Genomic DNA, 13,800 nt, shown 5'->3' on the forward strand with positions numbered 1-13,800 from the left:
GGGTCGTCCCCGAGGTTTCACAGTGTTGGTGAGACAGCGATACTGCTGCACATGACGACCGAACCCATCGACACGGGGCAGCCGACCCTCACGATCGACGAGCTGGCCGCGCAAGCGGGCGTCACGGTCCGCACGGTCCGGTTCTACGGCACCAAGGGTCTGCTGCCGCCGCCGGTGATCGGTCCGCGCCGGGTCGGTCACTACAACGAGGAGCATCTCGCGCGCCTCGCGCTGATCGAGGAACTCCAGAGACAGGGCATGACCCTCGCCGCGATCGAACGCTATCTGCGGCAGCTGCCGGCGGACCTCAGCGCCCACGACCTCGCCATCCACCGTGCCGTGGTGGCGTCCTGGGCCCCGGAAGCCCTGGAGTGGGTGGACCGCGAGGGGCTTCAGGGGCAGGCGGGGCGGACGCTGAGCGAGGAGGACGTGGACCGGCTCGTGGCGATGGGCATCGTCGCGCGGGAGAACGGCTCGTTCCGCGTGGACTCCGGGCTGCTGCGGCTCGGCGTCGAGCTGCTCGACGTACCGCTGTCCCAGGAGACGATCATGGCGGCCCGCACCACGCTGATCGAGCACTCGCGGGCGGCGGCGCACGAGCTGTCGCGGCTGCTGCGCGACGCCGTGGCCGAACGCGACGCCGAGGATGTGAAGTCGCTGTCGGCCCATATGCATCCGCTGGTGGTGCAGGCCCTGCTGACGACCTTTCAGCGCTCCCTCAGACAGGAGTTGCGCGAGTGGCTCGACGGGATCTCAGAGGTAGGTGGATCCGCCTGACACGTTCAGCGTCTGCCCGGTGAGGAAACCGCTGGACTCGTCCACCACGTACAGCAGCGTCGACACCAGGTCGGCGGGCTGCTGGGTGTGCGGTACGGCCTGCCGGGCGCGGACGTGCTCGAAGCCGCCGTCCGCGCCGACCGTCCGCTCGGCCGTGGCGGTGCGGACCATGCCGGGCGCGATCGCGTTCACCGTGATGGCGTACGGCCCCAGCGCCGCCGCCAACGCGCGCGTGAAGCCGATCAGGCCCATCTTCGAGGCGACGTACGGGACCATGGTCGGCGGCGCGGAGAGCACCGCCTCCGAGGCGATGTTGACGATCCGTCCCCAGCCCGCGGCCTTCAGGTACGGCAACGCGGCCCGCGTCACCAGGAACGGCGCCTCCAGATTGACGCGCATGATCCGGCGCCACTCCTCGATCGTGGTGTCCTCGAAGGGCGCTTGCGGATAGACCCCGGCGTTGTTGACCACCACGTGCAGCGTGCCGAACCGGTCGATGACGTGCTCCAGCCCCTCCTCGACGGTGCTCTCGTCGGCGACGTCACCGATCAGCTCCACATAGTCCAGGACCTTTGCGGCGGTCACCGGCTGTGGGACGAGATCGAGGCCCGCGACGCGGTAACCGCGACCCGCGAGCGCGACGGCGAACTCCTGACCGAGGCCCTGTGCCGCTCCGGTCACCAGGGCGGTACGCGTCTCCATGGGGCGAGTGTGATGACCCGTCAGTGCCTCGGCAAGAGCGCATTTCACTCGCTGAAACGTCTGTGTTGCCGCCCGCCTCCGTGGGGCCGACGCTGCGGGGCGACCCTCGGACATGGCTGAGGGTCAGGGCCTGCCCGGCGGATCAGGTCGCAGCAGAGCGGCGGTGCCTGATCGGCGTCCGTGAGCGGGGTCTGGTGCGTACAGCTGCAAGGCGGAGGAGGGAGTCGACGCGGAGCGTCGGCGACCGACGACAACGCGGCAGATGTGCGCACCAGACCCCGCGTCTGCGGCATGATCCGCCGGGCAGGCCCTAGCCCCCAGCACCAGCCGTACGGGAGCCGTGCCCGATGACTGAGACCGAGCGTGCCGTGGACGACGCCGAGCGCGCCCGCGAACAGGGCGGCGGTGCGCGCAGGCGGCGGCCGGTGCCGCGCCGGCTGGTCCGGGACGAGCTCGGTGTGCTGCTCGTGCTGGGGCTGCTCGTCGCCGGGATCGGGATTCCGTACCCGGACTTCCTCGACACCGGCAATCTGCTCTCTACGGCCCACAACTCGGTCTACATCTCGCTGATGGCGTGCGGGATGGTCTTCGCGCTGGCCATGCGTGAGGTGGATCTGTCGGTCGGCGGCACCTACGCCATGTGCCTGGTCATCGGGGCGCTGCTGGTGCGCGAGGGCGTGGATCCCTGGCTGGCGGTGCCCGTGGTGCTGCTCACCGGGATCGCGCTGGGCATCTTCAACGCGCTGGTCACGACGCTGCTCGCGCTGCCGTCGTTCATCGTGACGCTGGGCACGCTGATGCTCTTCCGGGGCGTCGGGCTGGCGCTCGCCGACGGCAAGCAGATCACCGACCTGCCGTTGGACGACTCCTTCTTCACCTTCGCCGGCGGCGATCCGGGCGGCGTGCCGTTCGCGCTGTGGGTCCTGGTGGCGGTCGTCGTGATCCTGGCCGTGGTGCTCACCCGCACCCGCTTCGGGGCCCGGGTGCGGGCGATCGGCTCCAATCCCGACGCCGCCGCGTTCAGCGGCATCCCGGTCGTCCGCACCCGTATCCAGGCCCTGGCGCTGTCGGGGCTCACGACGGCCTGCGCGGCCGCCCTCGCGCTCGCCTTCTACGGCGCCGGCGACCCGACGCTGGGACAGGGCTACGAGTTGCAGGCCATCGCCGCCTGCATCATCGGCGGCACCCCGCTGGCCGGCGGGCGCGGCTCGGTCGTGGGTGCCGTGGCCGGGGCGATGATCCTGTCCGTCGTCGCGGCCGGGCTCGTGTTCTTCGAAGTGCCCATCAACTGGACGTCGTTCGCGACCGGCGGGGTCATCCTCGTCGCGGTCGCGGCCGACAGCGCGCTGCGCCGCACGGGACGGCGGCGGACATGAGCACGAGCACGCAGAATCCCTGGAGGCCGTTGATGCACCCCCGATTCCGTACGGTGTCCGCCGCACTCGGCGCCCTGGCCCTGCTGGCCTCCTTCGGCTGCGGCGAGAGCGGCTCCGGCAGCGGCAAGGGCGGCGAGCTGAACATGGGCATCGCGGTGGCCAACATCTCGCTCAACTTCGCCCATGAGATGGTGCTCGGCGCCGAGAGCGCCGCGAGCCACGCGGGCAACGTCGACTTCAAGGCGGTCGGCCCACCGAACACCGACGGGCCCGCCGAGGTCCAGCTCTTCCAGAACCTCACCACCCGCGCCAAGGACGGCATCGTCCTGGAGAACCTCGACCCGCCGATCTTCACCCGGCCCGCCGCCCGCGCCGTCGACCAGGGCATCCCGATCGTCGCCCTGGACACCGCGCCCACCGACGGCAGCAAGGTCGGCTTCTACGTGGGCAACGACAACTACGCCCTCGGCGAGCTGATGGCGAAGGAGGCGCTGGAACGGCTGGGCGACGACCCGAAGGGCGAGGTCGCCATCGGGGTGCCCAACCCCGGGACGCCGGTGCTGGACAACCGGGCCCAGGGCATCGCCGACACGTTCGAGAAGGAGGCACCGAACGTCGAGATCGTCGGCCCCTTCCAGACGTACAGCGATCCGGGGCAGAACTACAGCTCCTGGTCGGCGCAGGTCAACGCACACCCCGACGCGATCGCCTTCCTGGGGGTCGGCGACGCCGACAGCTACAACCTCGCCAAGATCAAGCAGGCGAAGAAGGGCAGCTGGCTGTCGGCCGGCTTCGACGTCGACCCCAAGACCCTCGACGCGGTCAAGGACGGCTCCAACTTCGTGACCATCGACCCGCAGCACTTCCTCAAGGGCTACCTCTCCACGGCGATGCTGATCGAGTCGGTGCGCGACAACGACGGGAAGCTGCCCGAGGGTTGGTTCCTGTCCCCCGGCGGGGTGGTCGACTCGTCCAACATCGACGAGATCATCACCCGGCAGAAGTCGGCCGACGCGGCCTACGACTGGTACAAGCCGACGATCGACAAGCTCCTCGGCGACCAGGAGGCCAACCTCAAGCCGCTGAAGGACGCGCGCTGAGATGACGTACGGCGATGTCTTGGTGGCCCAGAAACTGGTCAAGTCGTACGGCGGGGTACGGGCGTTGGACGGGGCCGGCATCAGGCTGCGGGGCGGCGAGGTGCACGCGCTGGTCGGGGAGAACGGGGCCGGCAAGTCGACGCTCGTGCGGATCCTGTCGCGGGTGCTGGCCCCCGACGAAGGGGCGGTACGGCTGGCGTCCGGCACACGGATCGCCGTCGTCTCCCAGGAGTTGAGCCTGTTCCCGGACCTCACCGTGCGGGAGAACCTCTTCCCGCGCCACGCGCCGCGCCGCTTCGGCCTGCTCGACCGGGGCGCCATGGACCGGGCCGCGCTGCCCGTCCTCACCGAGCTGGGACTGGACCTCGACCCCGCCACCCTGCTCGGTGAACTCCCCCTGGCGGACCAGCAGTTGACGGAGATCGCACGGGCGTTGCTGCGCCGGCCGGGGCTGCTGATCCTCGACGAGCCCACGTCCGCGCTCCCGGCCGCCGCCGTCGACCGCCTCGAACAGGTCCTGCGCACGCTCACCGGACGAGGCATCGCCGTCCTGTACGTCACCCATTTCCTGGAGGAGGTGATGCGCTTCGCGCAGCGCGTGACGGTGCTGCGGGACGGGCGGGTCGCACTGGCCGGGGAGGACCGGGACGAGGTGGACGTACCGGAGTTGGTCACGGCGATGCTGGGCGGGCGCCCCGAGAAGCCCGTACGCCGGACGCGGGCCGTGGTCGATCTGCCGCCGCCGGTGGTGCTGTCCGGGGTGAGCGTCCCGGGACAGCTGACGGACGTCACGTTCACCGTGCGGGCCGGCGAAGTGGTCGGGGTCGCCGGGCTGCAAGGGGCCGGTCATCTCAGCGCGTTGGAGGTGGTGTGCGGGCGTACGGCGCTCTCCGCGGGGCGCGTGGACATCGGCGGGCGCGGGCTGCCGCACTCGCTGCGGGCCGCCGTGCGGGCGGGCGTGGCCTTCGTGCCGAGCGACCGCAAGCGGTACGGGCTGATGGTGGACCGGACCGTGTGGGAGAACACCACTGCGGTCAGCTGGCTCGCGCTGGGGCGCGGAGGGATCGCCCCAGCGCGGGCCGGACTGGTGCGGCGCACCGTCGAGTTGACCGAGCGGTTGCGGCTGCGGGGTGGGCCGTACGACGTGGTGGGCCGGCTCTCCGGGGGCAATCAGCAGAAGGTCGTCTTCGCGAAATGGCTCGCCACCGACCCTTCGATCGTGGTCCTCGACGATCCGACCCGCGGTGTCGACGTCGGCGTACGGGCCGAAATGCATCGGATCGTCGGTGAGTTGGCGGCAGGCGGCGCGGCCGTTCTGATCGCCTCCACCGACCTCGCCGAGCTGACGGAGGTGTGTGATCGGGTGCTGGTGTTCGTGCGCGGTCGGATCACCGGTGAGGTGAGCGGAGCGCGGCTGACCGAGCGCGCGCTGGCGGTAGAGATGCAGCAGACGAACGGGGCGGGGCGGGCCGAGGCCGGCTCCTGAGCCGCAGTGGGTCCTCGTCAGGCCGACAGCTTGCGCGTGAGTGCCCGCGCCGCCTCGCACACCCTCGCGCCGAGGCGGTCCACGTCGAGGCGGCGGGTGACGCCGGTGACGGAGATCGCGGCGATCGGGCAGGAGTCGCGGCCGCGGGCATAGACCGGGGCGGCGACGGCCGAGACGCCGATCTCGGCCTCCTCCAGGTTGACTCCGTACCCCCGCGCCCGGGTCAGGGCCAGGTCGCGGGCGAGCTGACCGGGCAGGACCAGGGTGCGCGGGGTCAGACGGGGCAGGCCGACGCGCGGTGGGCGCGGGTCCAGGGCGAGGAACACCTTGCCGGTGGCCGTGCAGTGGGCGGGCAGCCGGCCTCCGGTGCGGGAGACGATCGGGGTCGCGCGACGGCTGGTGACCTTCTCCAGGAAGAGGGTGTCGGTGCCGTCGGGGACGGCGAGATGGACGTTCTCGAAGGTCGCCTCGTGCAGATCGCCGAGGTACGGCAGTGCGGTGTCCCGCAGTTCGCGCACGGACGGCGCGGACTGGCCCAGCTCGAACAGGCCCAGGCCGATGCGGTAGCTGCCGTCGCGGGTGCGCTCCACCAGGCCGAGCCGGACGAGTTCGCCGATCAGCCGGTATGCGGTGGGTTTGGGCAGGCCGGTGCGGACGGCCAACTCGGCGAGGGTCAGGGCGGTGTCGGAGTCGCCGCAGGCGCGCAGCAGTGCGGCACCGCGCGCGAGGACCGACTTGGGGAGCGGGCCGTCCGTCATGGGCTGATGGTCGTGGTCAGGGGGGCGGGTGACAAGGTGTCGGGGGCCGTGAGAAGGATTCCTCAATGGCCGGACGGGCTTTGTTCCCGCAGTCGTACGTCCACCAGTCGCGGGCCGCTCAACTCCCCCACCCCCGCCACCAGTTCGCACACATGGTCCGCGCTCCGGGCCCGCACCGCCTCCACCCCGAAGAAGTCCGCCGCCCGCACGAAGTCCAGCTGCCCCAGCTCCGTGCCGGGGCAGACTCCCTTTCCGCCCATCGCCTCGTAGGTGTCCTGCACGGTCCGATAGGCCCCGTTGTTCATGACCACGAACAGCACCGGTGTCTGCTGCCGGGCCGCGCTCCACAGGCTCTGGAGGCCGAACAGGGCGCTGCCGTCGCCGAGGACGGCGACAACGGGCCGGTCGGGTTCGGCGAGGGCGCGGCCGACGGCGGCGCCGATGCCCCAGCCGAGGCCGCCGCCGACGGTGTGGGTGTAGCTGCCGGGGCGGTCCAGTCGGACGAGACGGCGCACGAGCAGGCCCACGGTGATGGCCTCTTCGACGACCGCGGCATCGGGCGGCAGACCGCGGGCGACGGCGTGGGCGGCGGCCCAGGGGGCGAGCGGGGCCTCGGAGTAGGCGGCGCGGGCGGCTGATTCCGTGCGGTCGCGTTCGGCGGTGTGGCGCTCGCCGGCCCGGAGGATGCGGCCCTTGGCGGTGTGCGCGGGGACGCGTTCCCGCAGGAGTTCGGCGAGCCGGTGCAGGGACGGGCCGAGCGCGCCCACCAGGCCGGCGTCCGCGGGGAAGTTGCGGCCGATCTCGTCCGGGTCCGGGTCGAGGTGGACGACGGTGAGGGCGGACGGCAGCGCGGGGCCCGGACTGTAGGGGTGGGGCGTGAAGGCGTGCGCGCCGGCGATCAGGACGACGTCGTACGCGTCCAGCGTGGCGCGGATGACATCGTGGCGGGGCGGCAGTGCACCCGCGTACAGGGGGTGGGTGGTGGGGAAGTCGAGGAAGTCGGCCATCGGCTGGTGGTGGACGGTCGCGCCGACGGTTTCCGCCACCCGGACCAGGGCGTCGAGGGCGTTCTCCCGGCCGACTCCGTCGCCGGCGACGATCGCGGGACGGGTGGCGCCGCCGAGCAGGAGGGCGGCCCGTTCCAGGCCGACGGCCGGTCCCTGCGGGGGGACGGGGGTGCGGGCGGGGACCTCGACCTCGGTGTCCTCGGCCAGCAGGTCCACCGGGACGGACAGGAACACCGGTCCGGCGGGGGGCCGTACCGCCTGGGCGAAGGCGCGACGCAGGGCGAGGGGCAGGTCGTGGGCGTGCTGGACGTCGTACGTCGCCTTCACCGCGGGGGTCGCGAGGCCGATGAGGTCGCCGGAGAGCATGGGGTCCTGCTGGAGGTGGCGGCGGTCCTGCTGGCCGGCCATGACGACCAGCGGGGTGCGGGAGCGGCGGGCGTTGAGCAGGCCGATGAGCCCGTTGGCGAGCCCGGCGGCGATGTGCAGACTGACGAAGGCCGGACGGCCGGTGGCGCGGGCGTAGCCGTCGGCCATGGAGACGACGGCGCCCTCGTGCACGCCGAGGACGTACTCGGGTGCGCCGTCGGTCTCCGACAGCGCGGCCAGGAACGGGAGTTCGGTGGTTCCGGGGTTGCCGAAGATGCGGTCCACACCCTCACCGCGGAGGATGTCCAGCAGGGCGAGGGCGGGACGGTATCCCATGGGGGCTCCTCGTGGGGACGGGGACCGTGACCGGTTCGCCGGTCAGCCTCGGTCTCCCGTCCCCCGAGGGCAAGGTGAGCGTGTCGCTCAGCGACACGTCAGGGCGCGTCGGTGAACGTCTCGCCCTTCTCCGCCTTCTCCACGAGCAGCGCGGGCGGCGTGAAGCGCTCGCCGTAGCGCTCGGCGAGTTCACGCGCGCGTGCCACGAAGCCGGGCAGGCCCCCCTCGTAGCCGTTGATGTACTGGAGGATGCCGCCGGTCCAGCCCGGGAAGCCGATGCCGAAGATGGAGCCGATGTTGGCGTCGGCGACCGATGTCAGCACACCCTCCTCGACCAGCTTCACGGTGTCGAGCGCCTCCGAGAACAGCATGCGTTCCTGCATGTCCTTGAAGGGGATCTGAGCGCCCTCTCGCGTGAAGTGCTCCCGCAGGCCCGGCCACAGGCCGGCGCGCTTGCCGTCCACGTAGTCGTAGAAGCCCGCGCCGCCGCTGCGGCCCGTCCGCCCGAACTCGTCGACCATGCGGTCGATGACGGCCTCCGCGGGGTGGGTCTGCCAGGTGCCGCCCGCCTCCTCGACGGCCCGCTTCGACTCGCCCCGGATCTTGCGCGGCAGCGTGAGCGTCAACTCGTCCATCAGCGACAGCACCTTGGCCGGGTAGCCCGCCTGCGCGGCCGCCTGCTCGACCGACGCGGGCTCGATGCCCTCGCCGACCATCGCCACGCCCTCGTTGATGAAGTGGCCGATGACCCGGGAGGTGAAGAAGCCGCGCGAGTCGTTGACGACGATCGGCGTCTTCTTGATCTGCCGCACCAGGTCGAAGGCGCGGGCGAGGGCCTCCTCCCCGGTCCGCTCGCCCTTGATGATCTCGACGAGCGGCATCTTGTCGACGGGCGAGAAGAAGTGCAGCCCGATGAAGTCGCCCTGGCGCTCGACGCCTTCGGCGAGGGCGGTGATCGGGAGCGTGGAGGTGTTGGAGCAGAGCAGCGCGTCGGGTTCGACGATGTGCTCGATCTCCTGGAACACCTTGTGCTTGAGGGCCGGGTCCTCGAAGACGGCCTCGATGACGGCGTCACAGCCGGCCACGTCCTGCGGGTCCGCGGTCGGTGTGATGCGGGCGAGCAGCGCGTCCGCCTTCTCCTGGGTGGTACGGCCCCTGGAGACGGCCTTCGCGCACAGCGTCTCGGAGTAGGCCTTGCCCTTGGCGGCCGCCTGAGCAGACACGTCCTTGAGGACGACGTCGATGCCCGCGCGGGCGCACGAGTACGCGATGCCCGCGCCCATCATCCCGGCGCCGAGGACGGCGACCTTGCGGACCTGGCGCGGCTCGATGCCCTTGGGGCGGTTGGCGCCGGAGTTGACGGCCTGGAGGTCGAAGAAGAACGCCTGGATCATGTTCTTCGACGTCTGCCCGGCGGCCAGTTCCACGAAGTAGCGGCCCTCGATGACCTGCGCGGTCTCGAAGTCGACCTGGGAGCCCTCGACGGCGGCCGCGAGGATGTTGCGCGGGGCCGGGTAGGGGGCGCCGTTCGTCTGCTTGCGCAGGTTGGCCGGGAAGGCGGGCAGGTTCGCCGCGAACTTGGGGTTCGCGGGGGTGCCGCCCGGGATGCGGTAGCCCGGCTTGTCCCAGGGCTGCTGCGACTCGGGGTTGGCCTCGATGAAGGCGCGCGCCTTGGCCATCAACTCGTCCTGGGTGGCGGCCACTTCGTGGACCAGGCCGTTCTCCAGGGCGCGCTGCGGGCTGTACTGGGTGCCCTGGAGCAGCACCTTCAGCAGGGCGTCGGCGATGCCGAGGAGGCGTACGGTGCGCACGACGCCGCCGCCTCCGGGGAGCAGGCCGAGGGTGACCTCGGGGCAGCCGATCTTCGAGCCGGGGGCGTCGAGGGCGATGCGGTGGTGGCAGGCGAGCGCGATCTCGTAGCCGCCGCCGAGGGCCGCGCCGTTCAGCGCCGCGACGACCGGCTTGCCGAGCGTCTCGATACGGCGCAGCTGGCGCTTGATCGCCATGCCGCCGTCGAACAGCTCCTGTGCGGTCTCCGGTGTGACCCGGATCAGGTCGCGCAGGTCGCCGCCGGCGAAGAAGGTCTTCTTGGCGGAGGTGAAGATGATGCCGCGGATGGAGTCCTTCTCGGCCTCCAGGCGGTCGGTGACCACGGCGAGGGAGTCACGGAACGCCTGGTTCATGGTGTTCGCGGACTGGTCGGGGTCGTCGAGGACGAGGGTGACGACGCCGGCGCGGTCCTGTTCCCAGCGGATGGTGGTGCTCTGTGTCATGACGAGGGTCTCCGTAGAAGTGTCGTGATTCCGCAGGGATGTCAGATGCGCTCGACGATCGTGGCGATTCCCATGCCGCCGCCCACGCACAGCGTGGCGAGGCCGTACCGCTTGTCCTGGCGCTCCAGTTCGTCGACGAGCGAGCCGAGGATCATCGCGCCGGTCGCGCCGAGCGGGTGGCCCAGTGCGATGGCGCCGCCGTTGACGTTGACCTTGTCGAGGGACAGGCCCATGTCCCGCACGAAGCGCAGGACGACCGCCGCGAAGGCCTCGTTGATCTCGACGAGGTCGATGTCGTCGATGGTCAGGCCGGCCTTCGCCAGGGCCTTGCGGGTGGCGGGCGCGGGGCCGGTGAGCATGATGGTCGGCTCCGAGCCGGAGACGGAGGCGGCGACGATGCGGGCGCGCGGGCGCAGGCCGTACCGGTCGCCGACCTCCTTGGAGCCGATCGCGACCAGCGAGGCGCCGTCGACGATGCCGGAGGAGTTGCCGGCGTGGTGGACGTGGTCGATCTTCTCGACCCAGTGGTACTTCTGGAGCGCCACGGCGTCGAAGCCGCCGAGGTCGCCGATGTCCGCGAAGGACGGCTTCAGCTTGGCGAGGGAGTCGGCGGTGGTGCCGGGGCGGATGTGCTCGTCGTGGTCGAGGACGACGAGACCGCTGCGGTCCTTCACCGGGACGACGGACCGCTCGAAGCGGCCCTCCTTCCAGGCCGTGGCCGCCCGCTCCTGGGAGAGGGCCGCGTACTCGTCGACGTCCCGCCGCGAGAAGCCCTCGATCGTGGCGATCAGGTCGGCGCCGATGCCCTGCGGCACGAAGTTGACGGCCAGGTTCGTCATCGGGTCGTTGAACCAGGCGCCGCCGTCCGAGGCCATGGGCACCCGGGACATCGACTCGACACCACCGGCGAGGACCAGGTCCTCCCAGCCGGAACGTACCTTCATGGCGGCCATGTTGACGGCCTCCAGGCCCGACGCACAGAAGCGGTTCTCCTGTACGCCCGCCACGGTGTCCGGCAGTCCGGCGGCGACGGCGGCGATGCGGGCGATGTCCGAGCCCTGGTCGCCGACGGGGCCGACGACGCCGAGCACGATGTCGTCGATGGCGGCCGGGTCCAGGCCCGGGAAGCGGCTCCGGATCTCATGGATCAGTCCGACGACCAGGTCGATGGGCTTGGTGCCGTGCAGGGCGCCGTTCGCCTTGCCGCGGCCGCGCGGGGTGCGGATCGCGTCGTACACGTACGCTTCGGTGCTCACAGGTAAGCCTTTCGAGGGTGAGGGTCAGCCCAGCAGGGAACGGCCGATGATCTCCTTCATGATCTCGGTCGTCCCGCCGTAGATGGTCTGGATGCGGCCGTCGGTGAAGGCCCGGGCGACGGGGTACTCGGCCATGTAGCCGTACCCGCCGTGCAGTTGGAGACAGCGGTCGGCGACGCGCTTCTGGAGCTCGGTCGCCCACCACTTGGCCATCGAGGCGTGCACGGCGTCGAGTTCGCCGCGCGCGTGGTCCTCTATGCAGCGGTCGAGGAAGGTGCGGGTGACGGCGCACTCGGTGGCCATCTCGGCGATCTCGAAGCGGATGTGCTGGAGCTTCGACAGCGGCCGGCCGAAGGCCTCGCGCTCCTTGACGTACTCCGTGGTGATCTCCAGTACGTGCTCGGCGGCGGCGATCCCGGAGACGGCGATGCTCAGGCGCTCCTGCGCGAGGTTCGTCATCAGGTGGACGAAGGCGCCGTTCAGGTCGCCGAGCAGGTTCTCCTTGGGCACTCGGACGTCGCGGAAGAACAACTCGGCCGTGTCCTGCGCCTTCTGGCCGATCTTGTCGAGGTTGCGGCCGCGCTCGAAGCCGTCCATGCCGCGCTCGACGACGAGCAGCGACAGTCCGTGCGCGCCGCCCTCGGGTGTCGTCTTCGCCACGACGATCACCAGGTCGGCGAGGATGCCGCTGGAGATGAACGTCTTGGAGCCGCCCAGAAGCCAGTGGTCGCCCCGGTCCTCGGCGTGCGTCCGGATGCCCTGGAGGTCGGATCCGGCGCCGGGCTCGGTCATGGCGATGGCGGTGATCAGCGAGCCGTCACAGAAGCCGGGCAGCCAGCGGCGCTTCTGCTCCTCGGTGGCCAGGCCGGTCAGATACGGGCCGATGATGTCGTTGTGCAGCCCGAGGGCGAGCCCGGGAGCGCCCGCGCGCGTGAACTCCTCGGCCAGCACGGCGCTGTAGCGGAAGTCGGGGGTGCCGCCGCCTCCGTACTCCTCGGGCACGGCGAACCCGAGCAGGCCCTGCTTGCCGGCCGCGCGCCAGGCGTCGCGGGAGACGGCGCCGTCCTTCTCCCACTGCTCGTAGTACGGCAGCACCTCCCTGGCCAGGAAGCTGCGGACGGTCGCACGGAACGCCTCGTGCTCGGGGGCGAAGATCTGCCGCTTCATTCCTGGCCCTTCATGAGGTCGGGTACGTCCCAGTCGCGGGCCACGTCGGCCGTGTCGGCGCCCGGTCGGGCGGGGCCTGTGCGGACGGCGGTCGGGGTCGCAGAGAAGCGGGGCGCTGGGGCGGGCTGGGTGATGCCGCCGTGGTCGGTGAAGGTGGCGCGGGCGGCGAGGTGGGGGTGGTGCGGGGCCTCGCGCAGCGACAGCACCGGGGCCACGCACGCGTCGGAGCCCTCGAAGACGGTCGTCCACTCGTCCCGCGTACGGGACTTGAAGCGGGCCACGACGGCCTCGCGCAGCTCGTCCCAGCGCGCGGGATCCTTGCGGGACCCGGCGTGTCCCTCGACGCCGAGGAGGTCCAGGAACTCCGCGTAGAACTGCGGTTCCAGGGCGCCGACCGCCATGTACTTGCCGTCGGCCGTCTCGTACGTCCCGTAGTACGGGCAACCGCCGTCCAGGAGGTTGGCGCCGCGCCGGTCCTGCCAGCCTCCCGCGGCGAGCATGCCGTGGATCATCGCGGAGAGATGGGCGGTGCCGTCGACGATGGCGGCGTCCACGACCTGGCCGGTTCCGGTCAGGCGCGCGTGGTGCAGGGCCGCCAGGACACCGACGACGAGGTAGAGCGAGCCTCCCGCGTAATCGCCGAGCAGGTTGGCCGGGACGGCAGGGGGCCGGTCCGCGTCGCCGATCATCCCCAGGGTGCCGGTCAGTGCGATGTACGCGATGTCATGACCGGCGCGGTCCGCGAGGGGGCCCTCCTGGCCCCAGCCGGTCATCCGGCCGTAGACGAGCCTGGGGTTGCGGGCCCGGCAGGCCTCGGGGCCGACGCCGAGACGCTCGGCGACTCCGGGTCGGTAGCCCTCGATGAGGACGTCCGCGCGGGCGGCGAGGTCGAGGACGCGGGCGGGGCCGTCCGGGGACTTCAGGTCGACGACGACCGAGCGCTTGTTGCGGTTGGTGACGTCGTAGGCCGGGTCGACGCCGAGCGCCGAGCCGCCGGGCCGGTCCACGCGCACGACGTCGGCGCCCAGGTCCGCCAGCAGCATGGCGGCGAAAGGGCCCGGTCCGATACCGGCCAGCTCGACCACGCGGACGCCGCTGAGCGGGCCCTGCGCTGGTGTGTGTGACGCCGTCGTCATCCAACCCCCTGGGGTATGACACAACCGATGTAACACCAGTGATGCTAAGAACGTGGGGCG

At 71.4% G+C, this 13,800-nt stretch carries 11 protein-coding genes; 4 read left to right on the forward strand and 7 right to left on the reverse strand.

The genetic code is table 11. The features are described from left to right. Nucleotides 1–51: 51 nt before the first annotated feature. Nucleotides 52–777 (forward strand): MerR family transcriptional regulator, encoded by a 726-nt coding sequence (locus tag ACIHFB_RS15730; RefSeq protein ID WP_365286881.1) that lies wholly within the window; start codon nucleotides 52–54, stop codon nucleotides 775–777. On the opposite strand, the gene ACIHFB_RS15735 is transcribed toward ACIHFB_RS15730, so the two are convergent. Further along, nucleotides 754–1,479: an SDR family oxidoreductase gene (locus tag ACIHFB_RS15735; protein WP_365286879.1), complete on the reverse strand. Its 726-nt coding sequence runs from the start codon at nucleotides 1,477–1,479 to the stop codon at nucleotides 754–756. The two genes, ACIHFB_RS15730 and ACIHFB_RS15735, sit on opposite strands and share 24 nt — an antisense overlap. Nucleotides 1,480–1,826: 347 nt before the next feature. Between ACIHFB_RS15735 and ACIHFB_RS15740 the strand changes: the two genes are divergently transcribed. From ACIHFB_RS15740 to ACIHFB_RS15750, 3 genes are read left to right on the forward strand one after another with little or no spacing between them, the layout of a single operon-like run. Beyond that, entirely contained in the window at nucleotides 1,827–2,855 is a 1,029-nt protein-coding gene (locus tag ACIHFB_RS15740; protein WP_400127054.1) for an ABC transporter permease, read from the forward strand. 32 nt (nucleotides 2,856–2,887) lie between these two features. After that, entirely contained in the window at nucleotides 2,888–3,955 is a 1,068-nt protein-coding gene (locus tag ACIHFB_RS15745; protein WP_400127055.1) for a sugar ABC transporter substrate-binding protein, read from the forward strand. A gap of 1 nt (nucleotide 3,956) precedes the next feature. Then, nucleotides 3,957–5,441, forward strand: coding sequence for a sugar ABC transporter ATP-binding protein (locus ACIHFB_RS15750; RefSeq protein WP_400127056.1), 1,485 nt, complete (start codon nucleotides 3,957–3,959; stop codon nucleotides 5,439–5,441). A 17-nt stretch (nucleotides 5,442–5,458) separates the two neighbouring features. Here the strand turns inward: ACIHFB_RS15750 and ACIHFB_RS15755 are convergent, their stop codons facing one another. The 6 genes from ACIHFB_RS15755 to ACIHFB_RS15780 form a co-directional block, all read right to left on the reverse strand. After that, nucleotides 5,459–6,199 (reverse strand): IclR family transcriptional regulator, encoded by a 741-nt coding sequence (locus tag ACIHFB_RS15755; RefSeq protein ID WP_365286871.1) that lies wholly within the window; start codon nucleotides 6,197–6,199, stop codon nucleotides 5,459–5,461. A 62-nt stretch (nucleotides 6,200–6,261) separates the two neighbouring features. Beyond that, nucleotides 6,262–7,908: a thiamine pyrophosphate-binding protein gene (locus tag ACIHFB_RS15760; RefSeq protein ID WP_400127057.1), complete on the reverse strand. Its 1,647-nt coding sequence runs from the start codon at nucleotides 7,906–7,908 to the stop codon at nucleotides 6,262–6,264. A gap of 98 nt (nucleotides 7,909–8,006) precedes the next feature. Beyond that, the gene (locus ACIHFB_RS15765; protein WP_365286867.1) at nucleotides 8,007–10,181 is read right to left on the reverse strand and encodes a 3-hydroxyacyl-CoA dehydrogenase NAD-binding domain-containing protein; all 2,175 of its coding nucleotides are present in this window, start codon (nucleotides 10,179–10,181) and stop codon (nucleotides 8,007–8,009) included. Between the two features lie 41 nt (nucleotides 10,182–10,222). After that, nucleotides 10,223–11,437 carry an acetyl-CoA C-acetyltransferase gene (locus ACIHFB_RS15770; RefSeq protein ID WP_365286865.1) on the reverse strand — a complete coding sequence of 405 codons (1,215 nt, stop codon included), beginning with the start codon at nucleotides 11,435–11,437 and terminating at the stop codon, nucleotides 10,223–10,225. Between the two features lie 24 nt (nucleotides 11,438–11,461). Further along, nucleotides 11,462–12,604 carry an acyl-CoA dehydrogenase family protein gene (locus ACIHFB_RS15775; RefSeq protein ID WP_400127058.1) on the reverse strand — a complete coding sequence of 381 codons (1,143 nt, stop codon included), beginning with the start codon at nucleotides 12,602–12,604 and terminating at the stop codon, nucleotides 11,462–11,464. Beyond that, nucleotides 12,601–13,740: a CaiB/BaiF CoA transferase family protein gene (locus tag ACIHFB_RS15780; protein WP_400127059.1), complete on the reverse strand. Its 1,140-nt coding sequence runs from the start codon at nucleotides 13,738–13,740 to the stop codon at nucleotides 12,601–12,603. Before ACIHFB_RS15780 ends, ACIHFB_RS15775 begins: the two co-directional genes overlap by 4 nt. Between the last annotated feature and the right edge of the window lie 60 nt (nucleotides 13,741–13,800).

The sequence above is a fragment of the Streptomyces sp. NPDC051963 genome, from assembly GCF_044593495.1.
In the GTDB taxonomy this organism is placed as follows: Bacteria; Actinomycetota; Actinomycetes; order Streptomycetales; family Streptomycetaceae; genus Streptomyces.

Bases quoted from the DNA above. Each gene is read 5' to 3' on its own strand.
- ACIHFB_RS15755 (WP_365286871.1), bottom strand. From the start codon at position 6,199: ATGACGGACGGCCCGCTCCCCAAGTCGGTCCTCGCGCGCGGTGCCGCA.
- ACIHFB_RS15780 (WP_400127059.1), bottom strand. From the start codon at position 13,740: ATGACGACGGCGTCACACACACCAGCGCAGGGCCCGCTCAGCGGCGTC.
- ACIHFB_RS15760 (WP_400127057.1), bottom strand. From the start codon at position 7,908: ATGGGATACCGTCCCGCCCTCGCCCTGCTGGACATCCTCCGCGGTGAG.
- ACIHFB_RS15735 (WP_365286879.1), bottom strand. From the start codon at position 1,479: ATGGAGACGCGTACCGCCCTGGTGACCGGAGCGGCACAGGGCCTCGGT.
- ACIHFB_RS15765 (WP_365286867.1), bottom strand. From the start codon at position 10,181: ATGACACAGAGCACCACCATCCGCTGGGAACAGGACCGCGCCGGCGTC.
- ACIHFB_RS15745 (WP_400127055.1), top strand. From the start codon at position 2,888: ATGCACCCCCGATTCCGTACGGTGTCCGCCGCACTCGGCGCCCTGGCC.
- ACIHFB_RS15775 (WP_400127058.1), bottom strand. From the start codon at position 12,604: ATGAAGCGGCAGATCTTCGCCCCCGAGCACGAGGCGTTCCGTGCGACC.
- ACIHFB_RS15750 (WP_400127056.1), top strand. From the start codon at position 3,957: ATGACGTACGGCGATGTCTTGGTGGCCCAGAAACTGGTCAAGTCGTAC.
- ACIHFB_RS15740 (WP_400127054.1), top strand. From the start codon at position 1,827: ATGACTGAGACCGAGCGTGCCGTGGACGACGCCGAGCGCGCCCGCGAA.
- ACIHFB_RS15730 (WP_365286881.1), top strand. From the start codon at position 52: ATGACGACCGAACCCATCGACACGGGGCAGCCGACCCTCACGATCGAC.